The organism is Xanthomonas hyacinthi (genome assembly GCF_009769165.1).
In the GTDB taxonomy this organism is placed as follows: Bacteria; Pseudomonadota; Gammaproteobacteria; order Xanthomonadales; family Xanthomonadaceae; genus Xanthomonas_A; species Xanthomonas_A hyacinthi.
In genome coordinates, this window is the sequence record NZ_CP043476.1 from 3,790,616 (window position 1) to 3,804,640 (window position 14,025).

Genomic DNA, 14,025 nt, shown 5'->3' on the forward strand with positions numbered 1-14,025 from the left:
GGATGAGTGCGGCCAGCGCACACGCCGGCGCGGGGATGCCGCGGCAGATCCCGTACATCATCGGCAACGAGGCCTGCGAGCGTTTCAGCTTCTACGGCATGCGCAACATCCTGGTGCAGTTCCTGATCACCTCGCTGCTGCTGCAGGAGATGACCGCGCCCGGCCGCGAGGCCGAGGCCAAGCACATCATGCACAGCTTCATGGTCGGCGTGTATTTCTTCCCGCTGCTCGGCGGCTGGCTGGCCGACCGCTTCTTCGGCAAGTACACCACCATCCTGTGGTTCAGCCTGGTCTATTGCGCGGGCCATGCCTGCCTGGCGCTGTTCGAGGGTAGCCGCGGCGGTTTCTTCGTCGGGCTCGGGCTGATCGCGCTGGGCGCGGGCGGGATCAAGCCGCTGGTGGCCTCGTTCATGGGCGACCAATTCGACCAGTCCAACAAGCACCTGGCCAAGCTGGTGTTCGACGCCTTCTACTGGATCATCAACTTCGGTTCGCTGTTCGCCTCGCTACTGATCCCGCTGGCGCTGAAGCACCTCGGCCCGGCCTGGGCGTTCGGCATTCCCGGGATCCTGATGTTCGTGGCCACGCTGGTGTTCTGGGCCGGGCGCCGCCGCTACGTGCGCGTGCCGCTGCCGCCGAAGGATCCGCATGGCTTCGCCCAGGTGGTGCGCAGCGCGCTGCTGCTGCGCGCGCCGGGCCAGGGGCGTCCCGGCCTGGCGCTCGCCGCCGCCGCGGTGGCGCTGGCGCTGGCCAGTTTCGCGCTGCTGCCGACGCTGGGCAGCGTGATCTGCCTGTGCCTGGCGCTGGTGTTGCTGCTGGCCGGCATCGGCGGCGGCACCTGGTGGCAGCTGGAGCGCGCCCGCGCGGTGCATCCGGACGCGGCGGTGGGCGGCGTGCGCGCGGTGCTGCGGGTGCTGGTGGTGTTCGCGCTGGCGACGCCGTTCTTCTCGCTGTTCGACCAGAAGGCCTCGACCTGGGTGCTGCAGGGCCAGCAGATGCAGATGCCCGACTGGTTCAGCGCCTCGCAGATGCAGGCGCTGAATCCGGCGCTGGTGATGCTGTTGATCCCGTTCAACAACCTGGTGCTGTACCCGCTGCTGCGCCGCGGCGGCTACGAGCCCACCGCGTTGCGGCGGATGACCGCCGGCATCGCCTTCAGCGGCCTGGCCTGGATCATGGTCGGCACGCTGCAGGTGGCCATGGACGGCGGCGACGCGCTGTCCATCGCCTGGCAGATCCTGCCGTATGCGCTGCTGACCTTCGGCGAGGTGCTGGTGTCGGCGACCGGGCTGGAGTTCGCCTACAGCCAGGCGCCGCAATCGATGAAGGGCGTGGTGATGAGCTTCTGGAACCTGACCACCACGGTCGGCAACCTGTGGGTGCTGCTGTCCAACGCGGCGGTGCGCAACGACACCGTCACCGCGCACATCGGCAGTACCGGGCTCAGCGAAACCGCGTTCCTGATGTTCTTCTTCGCTGCCTTCGCCTGCGTCGCCGCGCTGTTGTTCGGGCTGTACGCGCGCCGTTACCGCATGGTCGATCATTACCGTACCGCCTGAGGCCCCCGCATGCCGTCCGTCACTCCCGTCAATCTGATCCTGATCGTGCTCACCGTGCTGGTGTCGTGGGCGGCGTTCAACAACCGCAAGCTGCTCGACCGGCTGATCCTGTGGCCGCCGGCGATCGACCGGCACAAGCAGTACGACCGGCTGCTGACCCACGGCTTCATCCATGCCGATTTCCCGCATCTGCTGTTCAACATGATCACGCTGTACTTCTTCGGCGGCCCGATCGAACGGTTGATGGAACGGCTCACCGGCAGCCTGCTGACCTATCCGCTGTTCTACCTGGCGGCCTTGGTGGTGGCGATCCTGCCCAGCTACCTGAAGAACCAGAAGAACCCGAACTACTTCAGCCTGGGCGCATCCGGCGCGGTCTCGGCGGTGCTGTTCGCCTACATCCTGCTGGCGCCGTGGACCGGGATCTATTTCTTCTTCATCCCGATCCCGATCCCGGCGATCCTGTACGCGCTGTTCTACGTGGGCTACAGCATCTGGATGGACCGCCGCGGCGGCGACAACATCAACCACAGCGCGCACCTGGCCGGCGCCGCGTTCGGGGTGATGTTCCTGCTGATCATGGAGCCGTCGGTGCTGCAGCACTTCCTCGGCCAGCTGGCGCAGCCGCGCTTCGGCCGCGGCTAGCGGCGGCGCGAGGGCCGCGTCGCTGCCGGCGCGCATGCGCAGTGCGAGGCGCGCGCGCCGCCTGGCGGTGGGTCGGCCGCGTCGCGGGCCGCAGGGTCGCGCTCGCTCAGGCGGCCTGCTGGCCGCGCAACTGCACCTGGGCGCTGCCGATGGCGGCGTGCTCGTAGGTTTGCTTCAGCCGGTCGTAGACCTCGCTGTTGAGCTGATCGAATTCCCAGCCCTGGGTGTGACCACCCACGACCAGTTGGTACAGCCCCTCCAGCAATGACGCGTCGTGGTCGCCCCGGATCTGTTCGTTGTCGCTCATGCGCCTCGCCCCTGTTCGGTTGCCCTGTATGGAGTAAGCAAATCCAATGCCAGGTTTCCACGGTGGTATGCGGTCGGTAGCGGCCGCGCGCGGCGGACTTTAGCGCTGCCGGCATTTCCGGGCGGGCCGCAGGCCATTCGCGCGTCTGCCAGGTGGGCACATCGTGGTCCGCCGGCACGGCCCCCGGCCGCAAGTGACGCAGCGCGTCGGCTGCGGGTGACGCAGCGCGGCGCGCGGCTTCACACCGCCGCGGCGCGCGCCCGACCAGACTGAGCACTCCGTCGCAGGAGCCAGGCCATGAGCGCAGCGTCCCTTCCCCCGATCGAACACGATCCGCAGCGGCAGCGCTTCACCTTGCAGCTGGACGGCCACGAGGCCGAGTTGGATTACCTGATGCAGGACGGGCGCCTGGTCATCACCCATACCGGCGTGCCGACCGCGATCGGCGGCCGCGGGCTGGCGGCACGGCTGGTGACCGCGGCGCTGGAGCATGCGCGGGCGCAGGGCTTGAAGGTGGTCCCGGCCTGTTCGTATGCGGCGCTGTTCGTGCAGCGCCATCCCGAATATGCCGACGTGCTCGGCTGAGTGCGCACGATGCAGCGACGGCGCGATAATTGCGCATCACACAGATGCAGGACACAGGGGGAGTGGACGTGAGGCACAGGGTACAGACGGGGCAGAACATTCCGTGGTGGTGGACGGCGCTGGCATTGGCGGCGACGTTGGCCGTGGCAGGGTGCAAGCGCGAGGCCGCTGCGCCGGCCGCCGAACCGGCGCCGGCTCCGGCGCCCGCCGCCGCCGCCGCGGCGCCGGCGCCGGCGGAACTGAAGGACGTGATCGAACACAACCCCAGCTACGTGGTCGGCATCACCTTCCCGCCGGCGCTCAACCGCTATCCGGGCCTGGCCGAGGCGGTCGGCCGCTACGCGCAGGCCGCGCGCGGCGAGTTGATGGAGGCGGTCGGCGGCCTCGGCAACGACCGTCCCAGCGCGCCCTACGAGCTGTCGCTGCAGTTCGGGATGCTGCTGGAGCGGCCCGAGCTGGTGGCGGTGGCCGCCGACGGCAGCCGCTATACCGGCGGCGCCCACGGCGAACCGCTGGTGGCGCGCTTCGTGTGGCTGCCGCCGCAGCAGCGCATGCTCACCGCCGCCGCGCTGATCCCCGATCCCAAGGGCTGGGCGCAGGTGGCCGACTACGTCGCCACGCAGCTGCGCCAGACGCTGCAGGCGCGGGTGGATGCCGAGCAGCTGCCGCCGGAGGACCACGACGAACAGGTCCGCAGCGCCGATAAGATGATCGCCGAAGGGACCGAGCCGCAAGCGGAGAACTTCAGCCAGTTCCAGCCCCTGGTCGACGCCGCCGGCAAGATCGTGGCGTTGCGCTTCGTGTTCCCGCCGTACCAGGTGGGACCGTATTCCGATGGCACGCAGTCGGTGGACGTCCCGGCCAGCGTGCTGCGCGGCCTGGTGGCGCCGGAATACGCGGAGCTGTTCGCTCCGTAGGACCTATACTAATCTGCGATCGGGATAGGCCACGCCGCGCTTGCGCGCGCGGGGCAAGGAAGAAGGATGGAACGTATGTCGATAAGCGACCGGGCGATGACGCCGCCTCGTGCGCGCCCAGGCGCGGCCCTGCGGGTTGCCGTGTGCGGCACCCAGGCGGCCGCGCGCGGCTTGGACAGGCCGGCCTGCCGCGGCGCCACGCACGGCCGCCTGGGCGCCGCGCGCGGCAACGTGGCCTGTCCCGATCGCGTTGGCAGGCCCTAGCGGGGTGGGCGTGGCCGGGCCGCTGCAGCGCCGTGTCGTCGATCTGCTCGCCAGCGCCGACGTGCGCGTGGGCGGTGGGCGCGCCCACGACATCGCGGTGCACGATCCGCGTTTCTACGCGCGGGTGCTGGCGCAAGGGTCGCTGGGCCTGGGCGAAAGCTACATGGACGGCTGGTGGGATGCGCCGGCCCTGGACGCGTTGCTGGCGCGGCTGATCGACGCGGAGCTGGAGCGGCGCGTGCACGGCCTCGCCGACCTGGCCCATGCGCTGCGCGCGCGCCTGTTCAACCTGCAGCGCGGGCAGCGCAGCTACGAGGTCGGCCGTCGCCACTACGATCTGGGCAACGACCTGTACCAGGCGATGCTCGGCCGCCGCCTGGTCTACAGCTGCGGCTACTGGGCCGCCGCCGACGACCTGGACGCGGCGCAGGAGGCCAAGCTGGACCTGGTCTGCCGCAAGCTGCGGCTGCGCCCGGGCATGCGCGTGCTGGACATCGGCTGCGGCTGGGGCGAGGCGCTGAAGTTCGCCGCCGAGCGCTACGGCGTGGCCGGCGTCGGCGTCACCGTGTCGCAGGCCCAGGCCGATTACGCGCGGCAGTTGTGCCGCGGCCTGCCGATCGAGATCCGCCTGCAGGACTACCGCGAGGTCGACGAGCGTTTCGACGCGATCTTCTCGATCGGCATGTTCGAGCATGTCGGCGACAAGAACTACCGCCGCTACATCGAGCGGGTGCGGCATTGCCTGCGCGCGGACGGGCTGTTCCTGCTGCATACCATCGGCAGCAACGTGTCGCGGCACCGCACCGATCCGTGGATCGCGCGCTACATCTTCCCCAATTCGATGCTGCCGTCGGCCACGCAGCTGGCCGCGGCGCTGGAAGGCCGCTTCGTGTGCGAGGACTGGCACAACTTCGGCACCGACTACGACCGCACCCTGCAAGCCTGGCGCGACAACGTCGAGGCGGCCTGGCCACGGCTGGATCCGCAGCGCTACGACGCGCGCTTCCGGCGCATGTGGCGTTTCTATCTGGCCGGATCGATGGCCACCTTCCGCTGCCGCCGCGCGCAGCTGTGGCAGCTGCTGCTGTCGCCCGAAGGTGTACGGGAGGCCTACCGCGCACCGCGTTGAGCGGCGCGCGGCCGCCGGCGCGGTGCGACAGTGGGTAGCATTGGCGATCCCGACCCAAATGCGATCCCACCCCCCATGGGAAGTTTCGATCAGACCGAGCGACGCGTGGCGCACACCTGCGAGCGCTACCCCGCCTTCCCGCGCGAGCCCGCCATCCTGGTCAGGCTGCTCAAGCACCTGTACAAGCGCATCCACGCCAATGCCTGCATGTTGCTCAAGGCCTACGGCATCAGCCCGCCGGAGTACGAGATCCTGATGATGCTGTACGGCACGCCCGGGCAGTGCATCACCCCGACCGAAGTGGCCGAGGCCGCGGTCGAGAAGCCGGCCAACATCACCCGCCTCACCGACAGTCTGTGCGGCAAGGGCCTGCTGCTGCGTGCGGCCAGCCCCGAGGACCGGCGCAAGGTCACCCTGACCCTGCAGCCGGCGGGGCTGGCGTTGATCGAACGCTTGTTGCCGGACGTGTGCAGTTTGCTCGATGCCGAGACCGTGGGCCTGGACGAGGGCGAACAACTGCAGCTGGAGCGGCTGCTCAAGAAGATGCTCGACAGCGTCGACCGCGCCGGCTGACGATGGCGCTTGCCGGTGGCGGCAAGCGCAGGTTGCGGCAGCGGCGCTGTGCCTGGCGGCTCAGTCCTTGCCGGCCGGCGTCTGCGGCAGGGCGCCGTCGCCGCCGCCCGGGGTCAGCCCGCGCTTTTCCAGCAACGGCTCGATCTTCGGCGCGTGCCCGGCGAAATCCTGGAACAGCTGCATCGCATCGACGCTGCCGCCGCGCGAGAGCAGGGTCTGGCGGAAGCGGTCGCCGTTGGCGCGGCTGAGCCCGCCGTGCTGCTTGAACCACTGCTGGGTGTTGGCGTCCAGCACTTCGGACCAGATGTAGGCGTAGTAGCCGGCCGCGTAGCCGCCCATGATGTGGCTGAAGTAGGGCGTGCGGTAGCGCGGCGGCACCGGCGCGTAGGCGATGCCGTCGGCGGCCAGCGCCTTGGCCTCGAAGTCCATCACCCCCGCCGCCGGCGGCACCTGGCCGGCGCCGAGCTGGTGCCAGCGCTGGTCGAGCATCGCCGCGCCCAGGTACTCGGTGGTGGCGAAGCCCTGGTTGAACGTGGCCGCGGCCACCACCTTGTCCAGCAAGGCCTGCGGCATCGGCGCGCCGGTCTGGTAGTGCTTGGCGTAGTGCTTGAGGATGGCCGGATCGTCCGCCCACATCTCGTTGACCTGCGAGGGGAACTCGACGAAGTCGCGCGGCACGCTGGTGCCGGAGAAGTACGGGTACTTCACGTCGGAGAACATGCCGTGCAGGGCGTGGCCGAACTCGTGGAACGCGGTGGTGACCTCGTCCCAGGTCAGCAACGTGGGCTGGCCGGCCGGCGGCTTGGGAATGTTGAGGTGGTTGGCGACCACCGGCTTGTAGCCGGTCAGCGCCGACTGCGACACGTAGGAATTCATCCACGCGCCGCCGCGCTTGGATTCGCGCGCGTACATGTCGGCGATGAAGATCGCCAGTTGCTGGCCGTCGGCGTCGAACACGTCGTAGACCAGCAGGTCGTCGCGGTAGGTCGGCAGGTCGGTGCGCTGCTTGAAGCTCAGCCCGTATTCCTGGTTGGCGGCATAGAACACGCCGTTTTCCAGCACGTTCTTCAGCTCCAGGTAGGGCTTGAGCTGGGCCTCGTCGAAGGCGTACCTGGCCTGGCGCACCTTCTCGGTGTAGTAGGCCCAGTCCCAGGCGGCGAGGGTGAAGCTCGGCTTGCCGGCCGCTTTTTGTTCCTGGTCGATCATCGCCTGCAGGTCGGCGGCCTCGCGCCTGGCGTTGGCGACCGCGGCCGGGGCCAGCTTGCCGAGCATCGCGTTGACCGCTTCCGGGGTCTTGGCGGTCTGGTCTTCCAGCGAGTAGGCGGCGTGGTTCGGGTAGCCCAGCAGCTTGGCGCGTTCGGCGCGCAGGCGCATGATCCGCGACACCAGCGCGGTGGTGTCGTACTGGCCGCCATGGCTGCCGCGCGCCACCGAGGCTTCGTGGATCTTCTGCCGCAGCGCGCGGTCCTTGAGCTGGCTCAGCGGCGGCTGGCCGGTGGTGTTGAGCAGCGCGATCACGTACTTGCCGTCGAGCTTGCGCGCCTTGGCCGCTTCGGCTGCGGCCGCGATCTGCGCCTCGGACAGGCCGTCGAGCTGCTTGACGTCGTCCACCACCACGGCGGCGGCATTCACCTCGGCCAGCACGTTCTGGCTGAACTGGGTGCCGAGCTTGGCCAGCTCGGCGTTCATCGCCTTGAGCCTGGTCTTGTCGGCATCGCCGAGCTTGGCGCCGTCGCGCACGAAATCGCTGTAGTACTTCTCCACCAGGCGCACGCCCTGCGCGTCCAGGCCGAGCTGGTCGCGGGTGGCGTACAGCGCCTGGATGCGCGCGAACAGCCGGGGATTGAGCGAGATCGCGTCGCGGTGCGCGGCGAACTTGCCCGCGTATTCGGCCTGCAACTGCTTGCGCGCGTCGTTGGTGTCGGCGCCGACCAGGTTGAAGAACACCGTGGTCGCGCGATCCAGGACCTGGTCGCTCTGCTCCATCGCCACGATGGTGTTGTCGAAACTCGGCTTGGCCTTCTGGTTGGCGATCGCCTCCACTTCCTTCAGTTGCTGCGCCATGCCGGCGTCGAAGGCCGGGGCGAAGTCGCTGTCCTCGATCCGGTCGAACTGCGGGTAGTGCAGCGGCAGCGGACTTTCGGCGAAGAACGGATTGGCCTGCGTGGCCGCTTGCGCGGTGGCGGGCGTGACGGCGTTGGCATAGGCAGGCATGGACAGTCCGAGCGTGGCGGCGAGCGCGAGGGCGAGGCGGGTGGTCATCCAGCGGTATCCAGCGATAAGGTTGGACCATGCAGGCTACCGCAGCGCGGCGCCTGCGGCCCGTGACTAAAGCCATGGGCCTTTTCGCCCGCCGGGACGCATGCTGCGGACGCGCGTGCCTTCGCCGCGGCGGCGGCATCCTATAGCGCCTGACCGATGCAGAGCACTGCCATTGCGTGAAGACGGCCGCCGGCCGCGGGGAGAACCGATGAAAGCGATGTTCGGCTTGTGCGTGGCCGCGTGCGCGGCATGGGCGGCGCCGGCGTGGTCGGCGCAGACGCTGCACTACGTGGTGCTGGTGGACGGCGGCAAGCAGGCCGGGCAGCAGAGCGTCAGCGTCGGCGACGACGGCATCACCCGGGTCGACTTCGTGTTCAAGGACAACGGCCGCGGCCCGGAGCTGAAGGAGCAGTACACGCTGGCCGCCGATGGCACCTTCAAGACCTACCAGGTGCAGGGCAGCTCCACCTTCGGCGCGCCGGTGGACGAGCGCTTCAGCCGCGACGGCGAGCGCGTGCAGTGGAAGTCCACGTCCGACCAGGGCGAGCGGCGCGTGACCGGCGGCGCACAGTACTGGCCGCTCGGCGGCACCCCGGCGGCGACCTCGGCGGCGGTGACCGCGCTGAGCCGCCGCGCCGACGGCAAGCTGCCGTTGATCCCCAGCGGCACGCTGACCCTGCGCAAGCTGCAGCAGGCGCAGGTCGGCCAGGGCAACAGCGCGCGCACGGTGCAATTGGTGGCGCTGACCGGGGTCGGCTTCACCCCCATCTTCGCCTGGCTCAGCATCGGCGCTGCGCCGCGCCTGTTCGCGTTCATCGCACCCGGCTGGATGCAGCTGATCGAGACCGGCTACGAAAAGGACGCCGACGCGCTGGAGGCGGCGCAGAAGCAGGCCGAAGCCACCGCCCTGGTCGACCTGCAACAGCGCCTGGCGCATCCCTTGCCCGGCACCACGCTGATCCGCAACGCGCGCGTGTTCGACAGCGAGCACGCCACGCTCGGCACCGCCTCCGACGTGCTGCTGCGCGACGGCAAGATCGTCTCGGTGACCGCCATCGGCAGCGTGCCGGCACCGGCGCAGCAGGTGGTCGATGCGCAGGGGCGGGTGCTGCTGCCCGGCCTGTTCGACATGCACGGCCATGTCGGCCGCTGGGACGGCGGCCTGCACCTGGCCGCCGGCGTCACCACCGTGCGCGACATGGGCAACGACAACGCCACGCTGCAGCAGGTGATGCAGGAAGAACGCGCCGGCCAGTTGCTGATGCCGAGCCTGGTCGCCTGCGGCTTCCTGGAGGGCGAGAGCCCGATGGCGGCGCGCAACGGCTTCGTGATCAGCACCCAGGCGCAGGCCAACGCAGCGGTCGACTGGTATGCCGCGCACGGCTACGTCGGCATCAAGATCTACAACTCGTTTCCGCAGGCGCTGCTGCGCGACACCGCCGCCTACGCGCACGCCAAGGGCCTGCGCGTGAGCGGACACATTCCCGTGCACATGCTCGCGCATGAGGCGGTGGAGCAGGGCTACGACGAGATCCAGCACATCAACCAGGTGCTGCTGAACTTCTACGCCACCCACGACACCGATACGCGCACGCTGGAGCGTTTCTACCTGCCGGCCAAGCGCACCGCCGAGCTGGATTTCGACTCGGCGCCGGTGCAGGCGTTCGTGCAGGAACTGGCCAGGCGGCAGATCGTCATCGATTCGACCGTGGCCACTTTCGACTTCATCCGCCAGCGCCCGGGCGAGCTGTCGCAGGCCTATGCCGCGGTCGCCGGGCATCTGCCGCCGGACGTGCAGCGCGGGCTGCGCGCGGCCGAGTTCGACATTCCCGACGACGCCACTGCGGCGCTGTACACCCGTTCCTACGAGAAGATGGTGGCCTTCGTCGGGCGCCTGTACCGCGCCGGCGTGCCGCTGGTGGCCGGCACCGACGCCACCCCCGGCTTCACCCTGCAGCGCGAGATCGCGCTGTACGTGCAGGCCGGGCTGACCCCGGCGCAGGCGTTGCAGGTGGCGACCTGGAACGGCGCCAAGTATTCGCGCACGCTGGACAGCCGCGGCTCGATCGCGCCGGGCAAGCGCGCCGACCTGATCCTGGTCGACGGCGACCCGACCCGCGACATCGCCGACCTGCGCAAGGTCGCGCTGGTGGTCAAGCAGGGCACCGCGTACTACCCCAGCGAAGTCTACGCGGCGCTGGGCATCGAACCGTTCGCCGCGCCCGCGCGCATCGCCACCGTCGAGGATTGAGTGCATGGACACCCCGACCACCGCCTACGCCTTCAGCGCCGACGACCTCGACGGCCGCCCGCAGCCGCTGGCCGACTACGCGGGCAAGGTACTGCTGATCGTCAACGTCGCGTCCAAGTGCGGCTTCACCCCGCAGTACGCCGGGTTGCAAGCGCTGTGGCGGCAGTACCGCGAGCGCGGGCTGGTGGTGCTCGGCTTCCCCTGCGATCAGTTCGGCCACCAGGAACCCGGCAACGCGAACGAGATCAAGCGGTTCTGCGCGCTGACCTACGAGGTCGATTTCCCGATGTTCGCCAAGGTGCAGGTCAACGGCGAGGCCGCGCATCCGCTGTGGCAATGGCTCAAGCAGCAGAAATCCGGGTTGCTCGGCATCGCCGCGATCAAGTGGAACTTCAGCAAGTTCCTGGTCGGCCGCGACGGCCGTGTGCTGGCGCGCTACGCGCCGACCGACAAGCCGGAAGCGCTGGCGGCGGACATCGAGCGTGCATTGGGCTGAGCGGAAGCGGTGCGCGCTGCGATCGGCTTTTTTGTGGGAGGGGTTTCAACCCCTCCCACAAGGGATCGCCTGCGGATCTGCCTGCAGCGCGAGTACGCTGTTTCCGCGCCGCCGCGCTACTTCTCGACGAACGCGCGCTCGAACACGTAGTGGCCCGGCGTGCCGATCCGCGAGGAGGCGACGAAGCCGCGCGCGTCCAGGGTCTGGCGCAGGTCGGCCAGCATCTGCGGGCTGCCGCAGATCATCGCCCGGTCGTATCCCGGGTCCAGCGGCGGCAGGCCCAGGGTCTGCTGCATCTGCCCGCTTTCCAGCAGTTCGGTGAGGCGGCCGCGGTTGCGGAAGTCCTCGCGGGTCACCGCCGGGTAGTACAGCAGCTTGTCGCGGATGGTCTCGCCGAGGAACTCGTGCTGCGGTAGCGCGTGCTCGAGGTAGTCGCGGTAGGCCAGGTCTTTTTCGAAACGCACGCCGTGGGTCAGGATCACCTTGTCGAAGCGCTCGTAGGTTTCCGGGTCCTTGATCACCGACAGCCACGGCGCCAGGCCGGTGCCGGTGCCCAGCAGATACAGGTGCCGGCCCGGGTGCAGGTCGCTGATCAGCAGGGTGCCGGTGGGCTTCTTGCCGACCAGGACCGAGTCGCCCGGCTGGATGTGCTGCAGGCGCGAGGTCAGCGGGCCGTCCGGCACCTTGATGCTGAAGAACTCCAGCCGCTCTTCCCAGTTGGCGCTGGCGATGGAGTAGGCGCGCAGCAGCGGCCGCGTCTGCGTCTCCAGGCCGATCATCACGAACTGGCCGTTGTCGAAGCGGAAGCCTTCGTTGCGGGTGGTGGTGAAGCTGAAGTAGTCGTCGGTCCAGTGACGGACGTCGAGCACCGTTTCGGGGCCGAAAGCAGAGGACATGCCGTTGATCGTGATGGGGAAGGAGCGGCGGCCATTCTACCCCATGCTGGCGCAAATGAGAAGGAATCTCATTTGCGCAGGTTCATCCCCGGCGTGCGCCACTTCAGCGAACGCCAGTTCGTGGTCGGCCGCGGCCGCGGGGAACGCCAGCGTGGCGCAAGCAAGGCAGGAGGCGTCGCAGCATGGCGGATCCGAAGGGCTGGTCAGGCTCAACGATACCCAGCCGCCTGCAGTTCGAACAGCTCCGCGTAGCGCCCGCGCTGCGCCATCAGTTCGGCATGGGTGCCGCTGGCCTCGATCTGGCCGCCGGCCAGGACCAGGATGCGGTCGGCCATGCGCACGCTGGAGAAGCGGTGCGAGATCAGCACCGCGGTGCGGTTGTCGGACAGCTCCTTGAAGCGCTGGAACACCTCGAACTCGCTGCGTGCGTCCAGCGCCGCGGTCGGTTCGTCGAGGATCATCACCTGCGCATCGCGCATGTAGGCGCGCGCGATCGCGATCTTCTGCCACTGCCCGCCGGACAGGTCCACGCCGCTTTTGAAGCGGCGTCCGATCAACTGCTCGTAGCCGTGCGGCAGACCCTCGATCAACGCGCTGGCCATCGCCCGCTGCGCGGCGGCGCGGATCCGCGTCGCATCGCGCATCGAATCGACCCGGCCGACGCCGATGTTCTCGCCGGCGCTGAGGTGGTAGCGCACGAAGTCCTGGAAGATCACCCCCAGGTTGGCGCGCAACTCGTCCAGGTCGTAGTCGCGCAGGTCGCGGCCGTCGAGCAGGATGCGGCCCTCGTCCGGGTCGTACAGCCGCGCCAGCAGCTTGACCAGGGTGGTCTTGCCGGCGCCGTTCTCGCCGACCAGGGCCAGCACCTCGCCGGCGCGCAGCGCGAAGTCCAGGTGCCGCACCGCCCATTGCTCGGCGTCCGGATAGCGGAACCCGACGTTCTCGAACACGAAGCCGCGCACGATCGGCACCGGCACCGGCACCGCGCCGGGGCGGGTGCGGATCTCCGGCACGATGCGGAAGAACGAATACAGATCGTCCAGGTACAGCGCCTGTCCGGCCACCTGCGAAAAGCCGATCAGCAGCCCTTCCAGCAACTGCCGCAGGCGCAGGAAGCTGCCGGCCAGGAAGGTCAGGTCGCCGATGCTGAAATCGCCGCGCACCGTGCGCCAGGCGATGTAGCCATAGGCCGCGTAATAGCCCAGCGTGCCCAACGCCGCCAGCAGCGTGCCCCACAGCATGCGCTTGCGCGCCAGCGCGCGGTTGGCCTGGAAGAAGCGCTCGGCCAGCGCCCGGTAGCGCGCGATCAGGAAGCTGTGCAGATTGAAGATCTTCACTTCCTTGGCGGTCTCGACGCTGGCGCCGACCTGGCGCAGGTAGTCGAGCTGGCGCCGTTCCGACGTCCACTGGAAGTTGAGCGAATAGCCCAGCGCATTGAAATGCGCCTCGCCGACGAAGGCCGGCACCAGCGCCAGCGCCAGCAGCAGGATCAGCCAGGGCGCATAGACCAGCAGGCCGATCGCGAAGCCGACCACGGTGATCGCGTCCTGCACCTGGCCGAACAACTGGCTCATCAGGTTCATCCGGCCCATGGTCTGGCGCCGCGCGCGGTCGAGTTTGTCCTGCTGCTCGGGGTCTTCGAAATCCTCCAGGTCCAGCTGCGCGGCATGCTCCATCAGCTGCACGCTGGTGACGTTGTTGAACAGCTCCGACAGCAGCGTGTCGGCATAACTGACCAGCCGCCCGAGCAGGTCCGAGCCGATCGCCAGCGCCAGTTCCAACGCCAGCAATTCCAGCAGCCGCTGCAGCCGCCCACTGGCCAGCGCCTGGCCGAACGAGGTAACGCTGGGCGACTGCCCGACCAGGTGGATCGCCTCGTCGATGATCAGCTTGCCGATGTACAGCGAGGCCACCGGGATCAGCGCGCGCAGCACGCGCAGGCCGATGCTGGTGAGCGTCAGCCAGCGGCTGGTCTGCCAGATCTGGCGCAGGAACGGCGGCAGGTTGCGCATCGCATCGAAGCGCTCGCGCAGGCTGGGGCCGGTACGAGGCGCGGGCGATGCGGCGCCATGGGAAGCAGGAGAAGAGGCCATCCGTGCATTGTGCCGGGGCCGGGCGTGCGCGGGGAGTGTTTGGGCGGC

The 14,025-nt window shown here is 69.1% G+C and carries 12 protein-coding genes; 8 read left to right on the forward strand and 4 right to left on the reverse strand.

From position 1 onward, the window contains the following. The first annotated feature begins 2 nt into the window (after window positions 1–2). Both FZ025_RS16630 and FZ025_RS16635 read left to right on the forward strand, forming a co-directional pair. The gene (locus FZ025_RS16630) at window positions 3–1,559 is read left to right on the forward strand and encodes a POT-type proton-dependent oligopeptide transporter (protein WP_046978436.1); all 1,557 of its coding nucleotides are present in this window, start codon (window positions 3–5) and stop codon (window positions 1,557–1,559) included. 9 nt (window positions 1,560–1,568) lie between these two features. Continuing rightward, the gene (locus tag FZ025_RS16635; RefSeq protein ID WP_046978435.1) at window positions 1,569–2,204 is read left to right on the forward strand and encodes a rhomboid family intramembrane serine protease; all 636 of its coding nucleotides are present in this window, start codon (window positions 1,569–1,571) and stop codon (window positions 2,202–2,204) included. Between the two features lie 106 nt (window positions 2,205–2,310). Here the strand turns inward: FZ025_RS16635 and FZ025_RS16640 are convergent, their stop codons facing one another. Further along, window positions 2,311–2,511 (reverse strand): hypothetical protein, encoded by a 201-nt coding sequence (locus FZ025_RS16640; protein WP_046978434.1) that lies wholly within the window; start codon window positions 2,509–2,511, stop codon window positions 2,311–2,313. Between the two features lie 297 nt (window positions 2,512–2,808). Between FZ025_RS16640 and FZ025_RS16645 the strand changes: the two genes are divergently transcribed. The 4 genes from FZ025_RS16645 to FZ025_RS16660 all read left to right on the forward strand — a co-directional run bounded on the left by FZ025_RS16645 (window position 2,809) and on the right by FZ025_RS16660 (window position 5,979). Further along, the gene (locus FZ025_RS16645) at window positions 2,809–3,096 is read left to right on the forward strand and encodes a GNAT family N-acetyltransferase (protein WP_046978433.1); all 288 of its coding nucleotides are present in this window, start codon (window positions 2,809–2,811) and stop codon (window positions 3,094–3,096) included. 98 nt (window positions 3,097–3,194) lie between these two features. Beyond that, the gene (locus FZ025_RS16650) at window positions 3,195–4,013 is read left to right on the forward strand and encodes an RsiV family protein (protein ID WP_046978442.1); all 819 of its coding nucleotides are present in this window, start codon (window positions 3,195–3,197) and stop codon (window positions 4,011–4,013) included. Window positions 4,014–4,299: 286 nt separating this feature from the next. Further along, window positions 4,300–5,406 carry a cyclopropane fatty acyl phospholipid synthase gene (cfa, locus tag FZ025_RS16655; RefSeq protein ID WP_386269866.1) on the forward strand — a complete coding sequence of 369 codons (1,107 nt, stop codon included), beginning with the start codon at window positions 4,300–4,302 and terminating at the stop codon, window positions 5,404–5,406. A gap of 75 nt (window positions 5,407–5,481) precedes the next feature. Continuing rightward, window positions 5,482–5,979 carry a MarR family winged helix-turn-helix transcriptional regulator gene (locus FZ025_RS16660; protein ID WP_046979472.1) on the forward strand — a complete coding sequence of 166 codons (498 nt, stop codon included), beginning with the start codon at window positions 5,482–5,484 and terminating at the stop codon, window positions 5,977–5,979. Window positions 5,980–6,039: 60 nt separating this feature from the next. Here the strand turns inward: FZ025_RS16660 and FZ025_RS16665 are convergent, their stop codons facing one another. After that, entirely contained in the window at window positions 6,040–8,241 is a 2,202-nt protein-coding gene (locus FZ025_RS16665; protein ID WP_046979471.1) for a M3 family metallopeptidase, read from the reverse strand. A 208-nt stretch (window positions 8,242–8,449) separates the two neighbouring features. On the opposite strand from FZ025_RS16665, the gene FZ025_RS16670 reads away from it, so the two are divergent. After that, window positions 8,450–10,492 carry an amidohydrolase family protein gene (locus FZ025_RS16670; RefSeq protein WP_046979470.1) on the forward strand — a complete coding sequence of 681 codons (2,043 nt, stop codon included), beginning with the start codon at window positions 8,450–8,452 and terminating at the stop codon, window positions 10,490–10,492. Between the two features lie 4 nt (window positions 10,493–10,496). Then, the gene (locus FZ025_RS16675) at window positions 10,497–10,988 is read left to right on the forward strand and encodes a glutathione peroxidase (protein WP_046979469.1); all 492 of its coding nucleotides are present in this window, start codon (window positions 10,497–10,499) and stop codon (window positions 10,986–10,988) included. A 116-nt stretch (window positions 10,989–11,104) separates the two neighbouring features. Here FZ025_RS16675 and FZ025_RS16680 read toward each other — a convergent pair whose 3' ends face one another. Beyond that, a complete protein-coding gene (locus tag FZ025_RS16680; RefSeq protein WP_046979468.1) occupies window positions 11,105–11,884 on the reverse strand; it encodes a ferredoxin--NADP reductase in 780 nt (259 codons plus the stop codon). A 209-nt stretch (window positions 11,885–12,093) separates the two neighbouring features. Continuing rightward, on the reverse strand, window positions 12,094–13,977 hold the full coding sequence (locus tag FZ025_RS16685) for an ABC transporter ATP-binding protein (RefSeq protein WP_046979467.1): 1,884 nt from the start codon (window positions 13,975–13,977) through the stop codon (window positions 12,094–12,096). Window positions 13,978–14,025: the final 48 nt, after the last annotated feature.

What these genes read in the sequence shown, in the direction of transcription:
- FZ025_RS16665 (WP_046979471.1), bottom strand. Translation starts at nt 8,241, where the DNA reads ATGACCACCCGCCTCGCCCTCGCGCTCGCCGCCACGCTCGGACTGTCC.
- FZ025_RS16680 (WP_046979468.1), bottom strand. Translation starts at nt 11,884, where the DNA reads ATGTCCTCTGCTTTCGGCCCCGAAACGGTGCTCGACGTCCGTCACTGG.
- FZ025_RS16645 (WP_046978433.1), top strand. Translation starts at nt 2,809, where the DNA reads ATGAGCGCAGCGTCCCTTCCCCCGATCGAACACGATCCGCAGCGGCAG.
- FZ025_RS16670 (WP_046979470.1), top strand. Translation starts at nt 8,450, where the DNA reads ATGAAAGCGATGTTCGGCTTGTGCGTGGCCGCGTGCGCGGCATGGGCG.
- FZ025_RS16660 (WP_046979472.1), top strand. Translation starts at nt 5,482, where the DNA reads ATGGGAAGTTTCGATCAGACCGAGCGACGCGTGGCGCACACCTGCGAG.
- FZ025_RS16635 (WP_046978435.1), top strand. Translation starts at nt 1,569, where the DNA reads ATGCCGTCCGTCACTCCCGTCAATCTGATCCTGATCGTGCTCACCGTG.
- FZ025_RS16685 (WP_046979467.1), bottom strand. Translation starts at nt 13,977, where the DNA reads ATGGCCTCTTCTCCTGCTTCCCATGGCGCCGCATCGCCCGCGCCTCGT.
- FZ025_RS16630 (WP_046978436.1), top strand. Translation starts at nt 3, where the DNA reads ATGAGTGCGGCCAGCGCACACGCCGGCGCGGGGATGCCGCGGCAGATC.
- FZ025_RS16675 (WP_046979469.1), top strand. Translation starts at nt 10,497, where the DNA reads ATGGACACCCCGACCACCGCCTACGCCTTCAGCGCCGACGACCTCGAC.
- FZ025_RS16640 (WP_046978434.1), bottom strand. Translation starts at nt 2,511, where the DNA reads ATGAGCGACAACGAACAGATCCGGGGCGACCACGACGCGTCATTGCTG.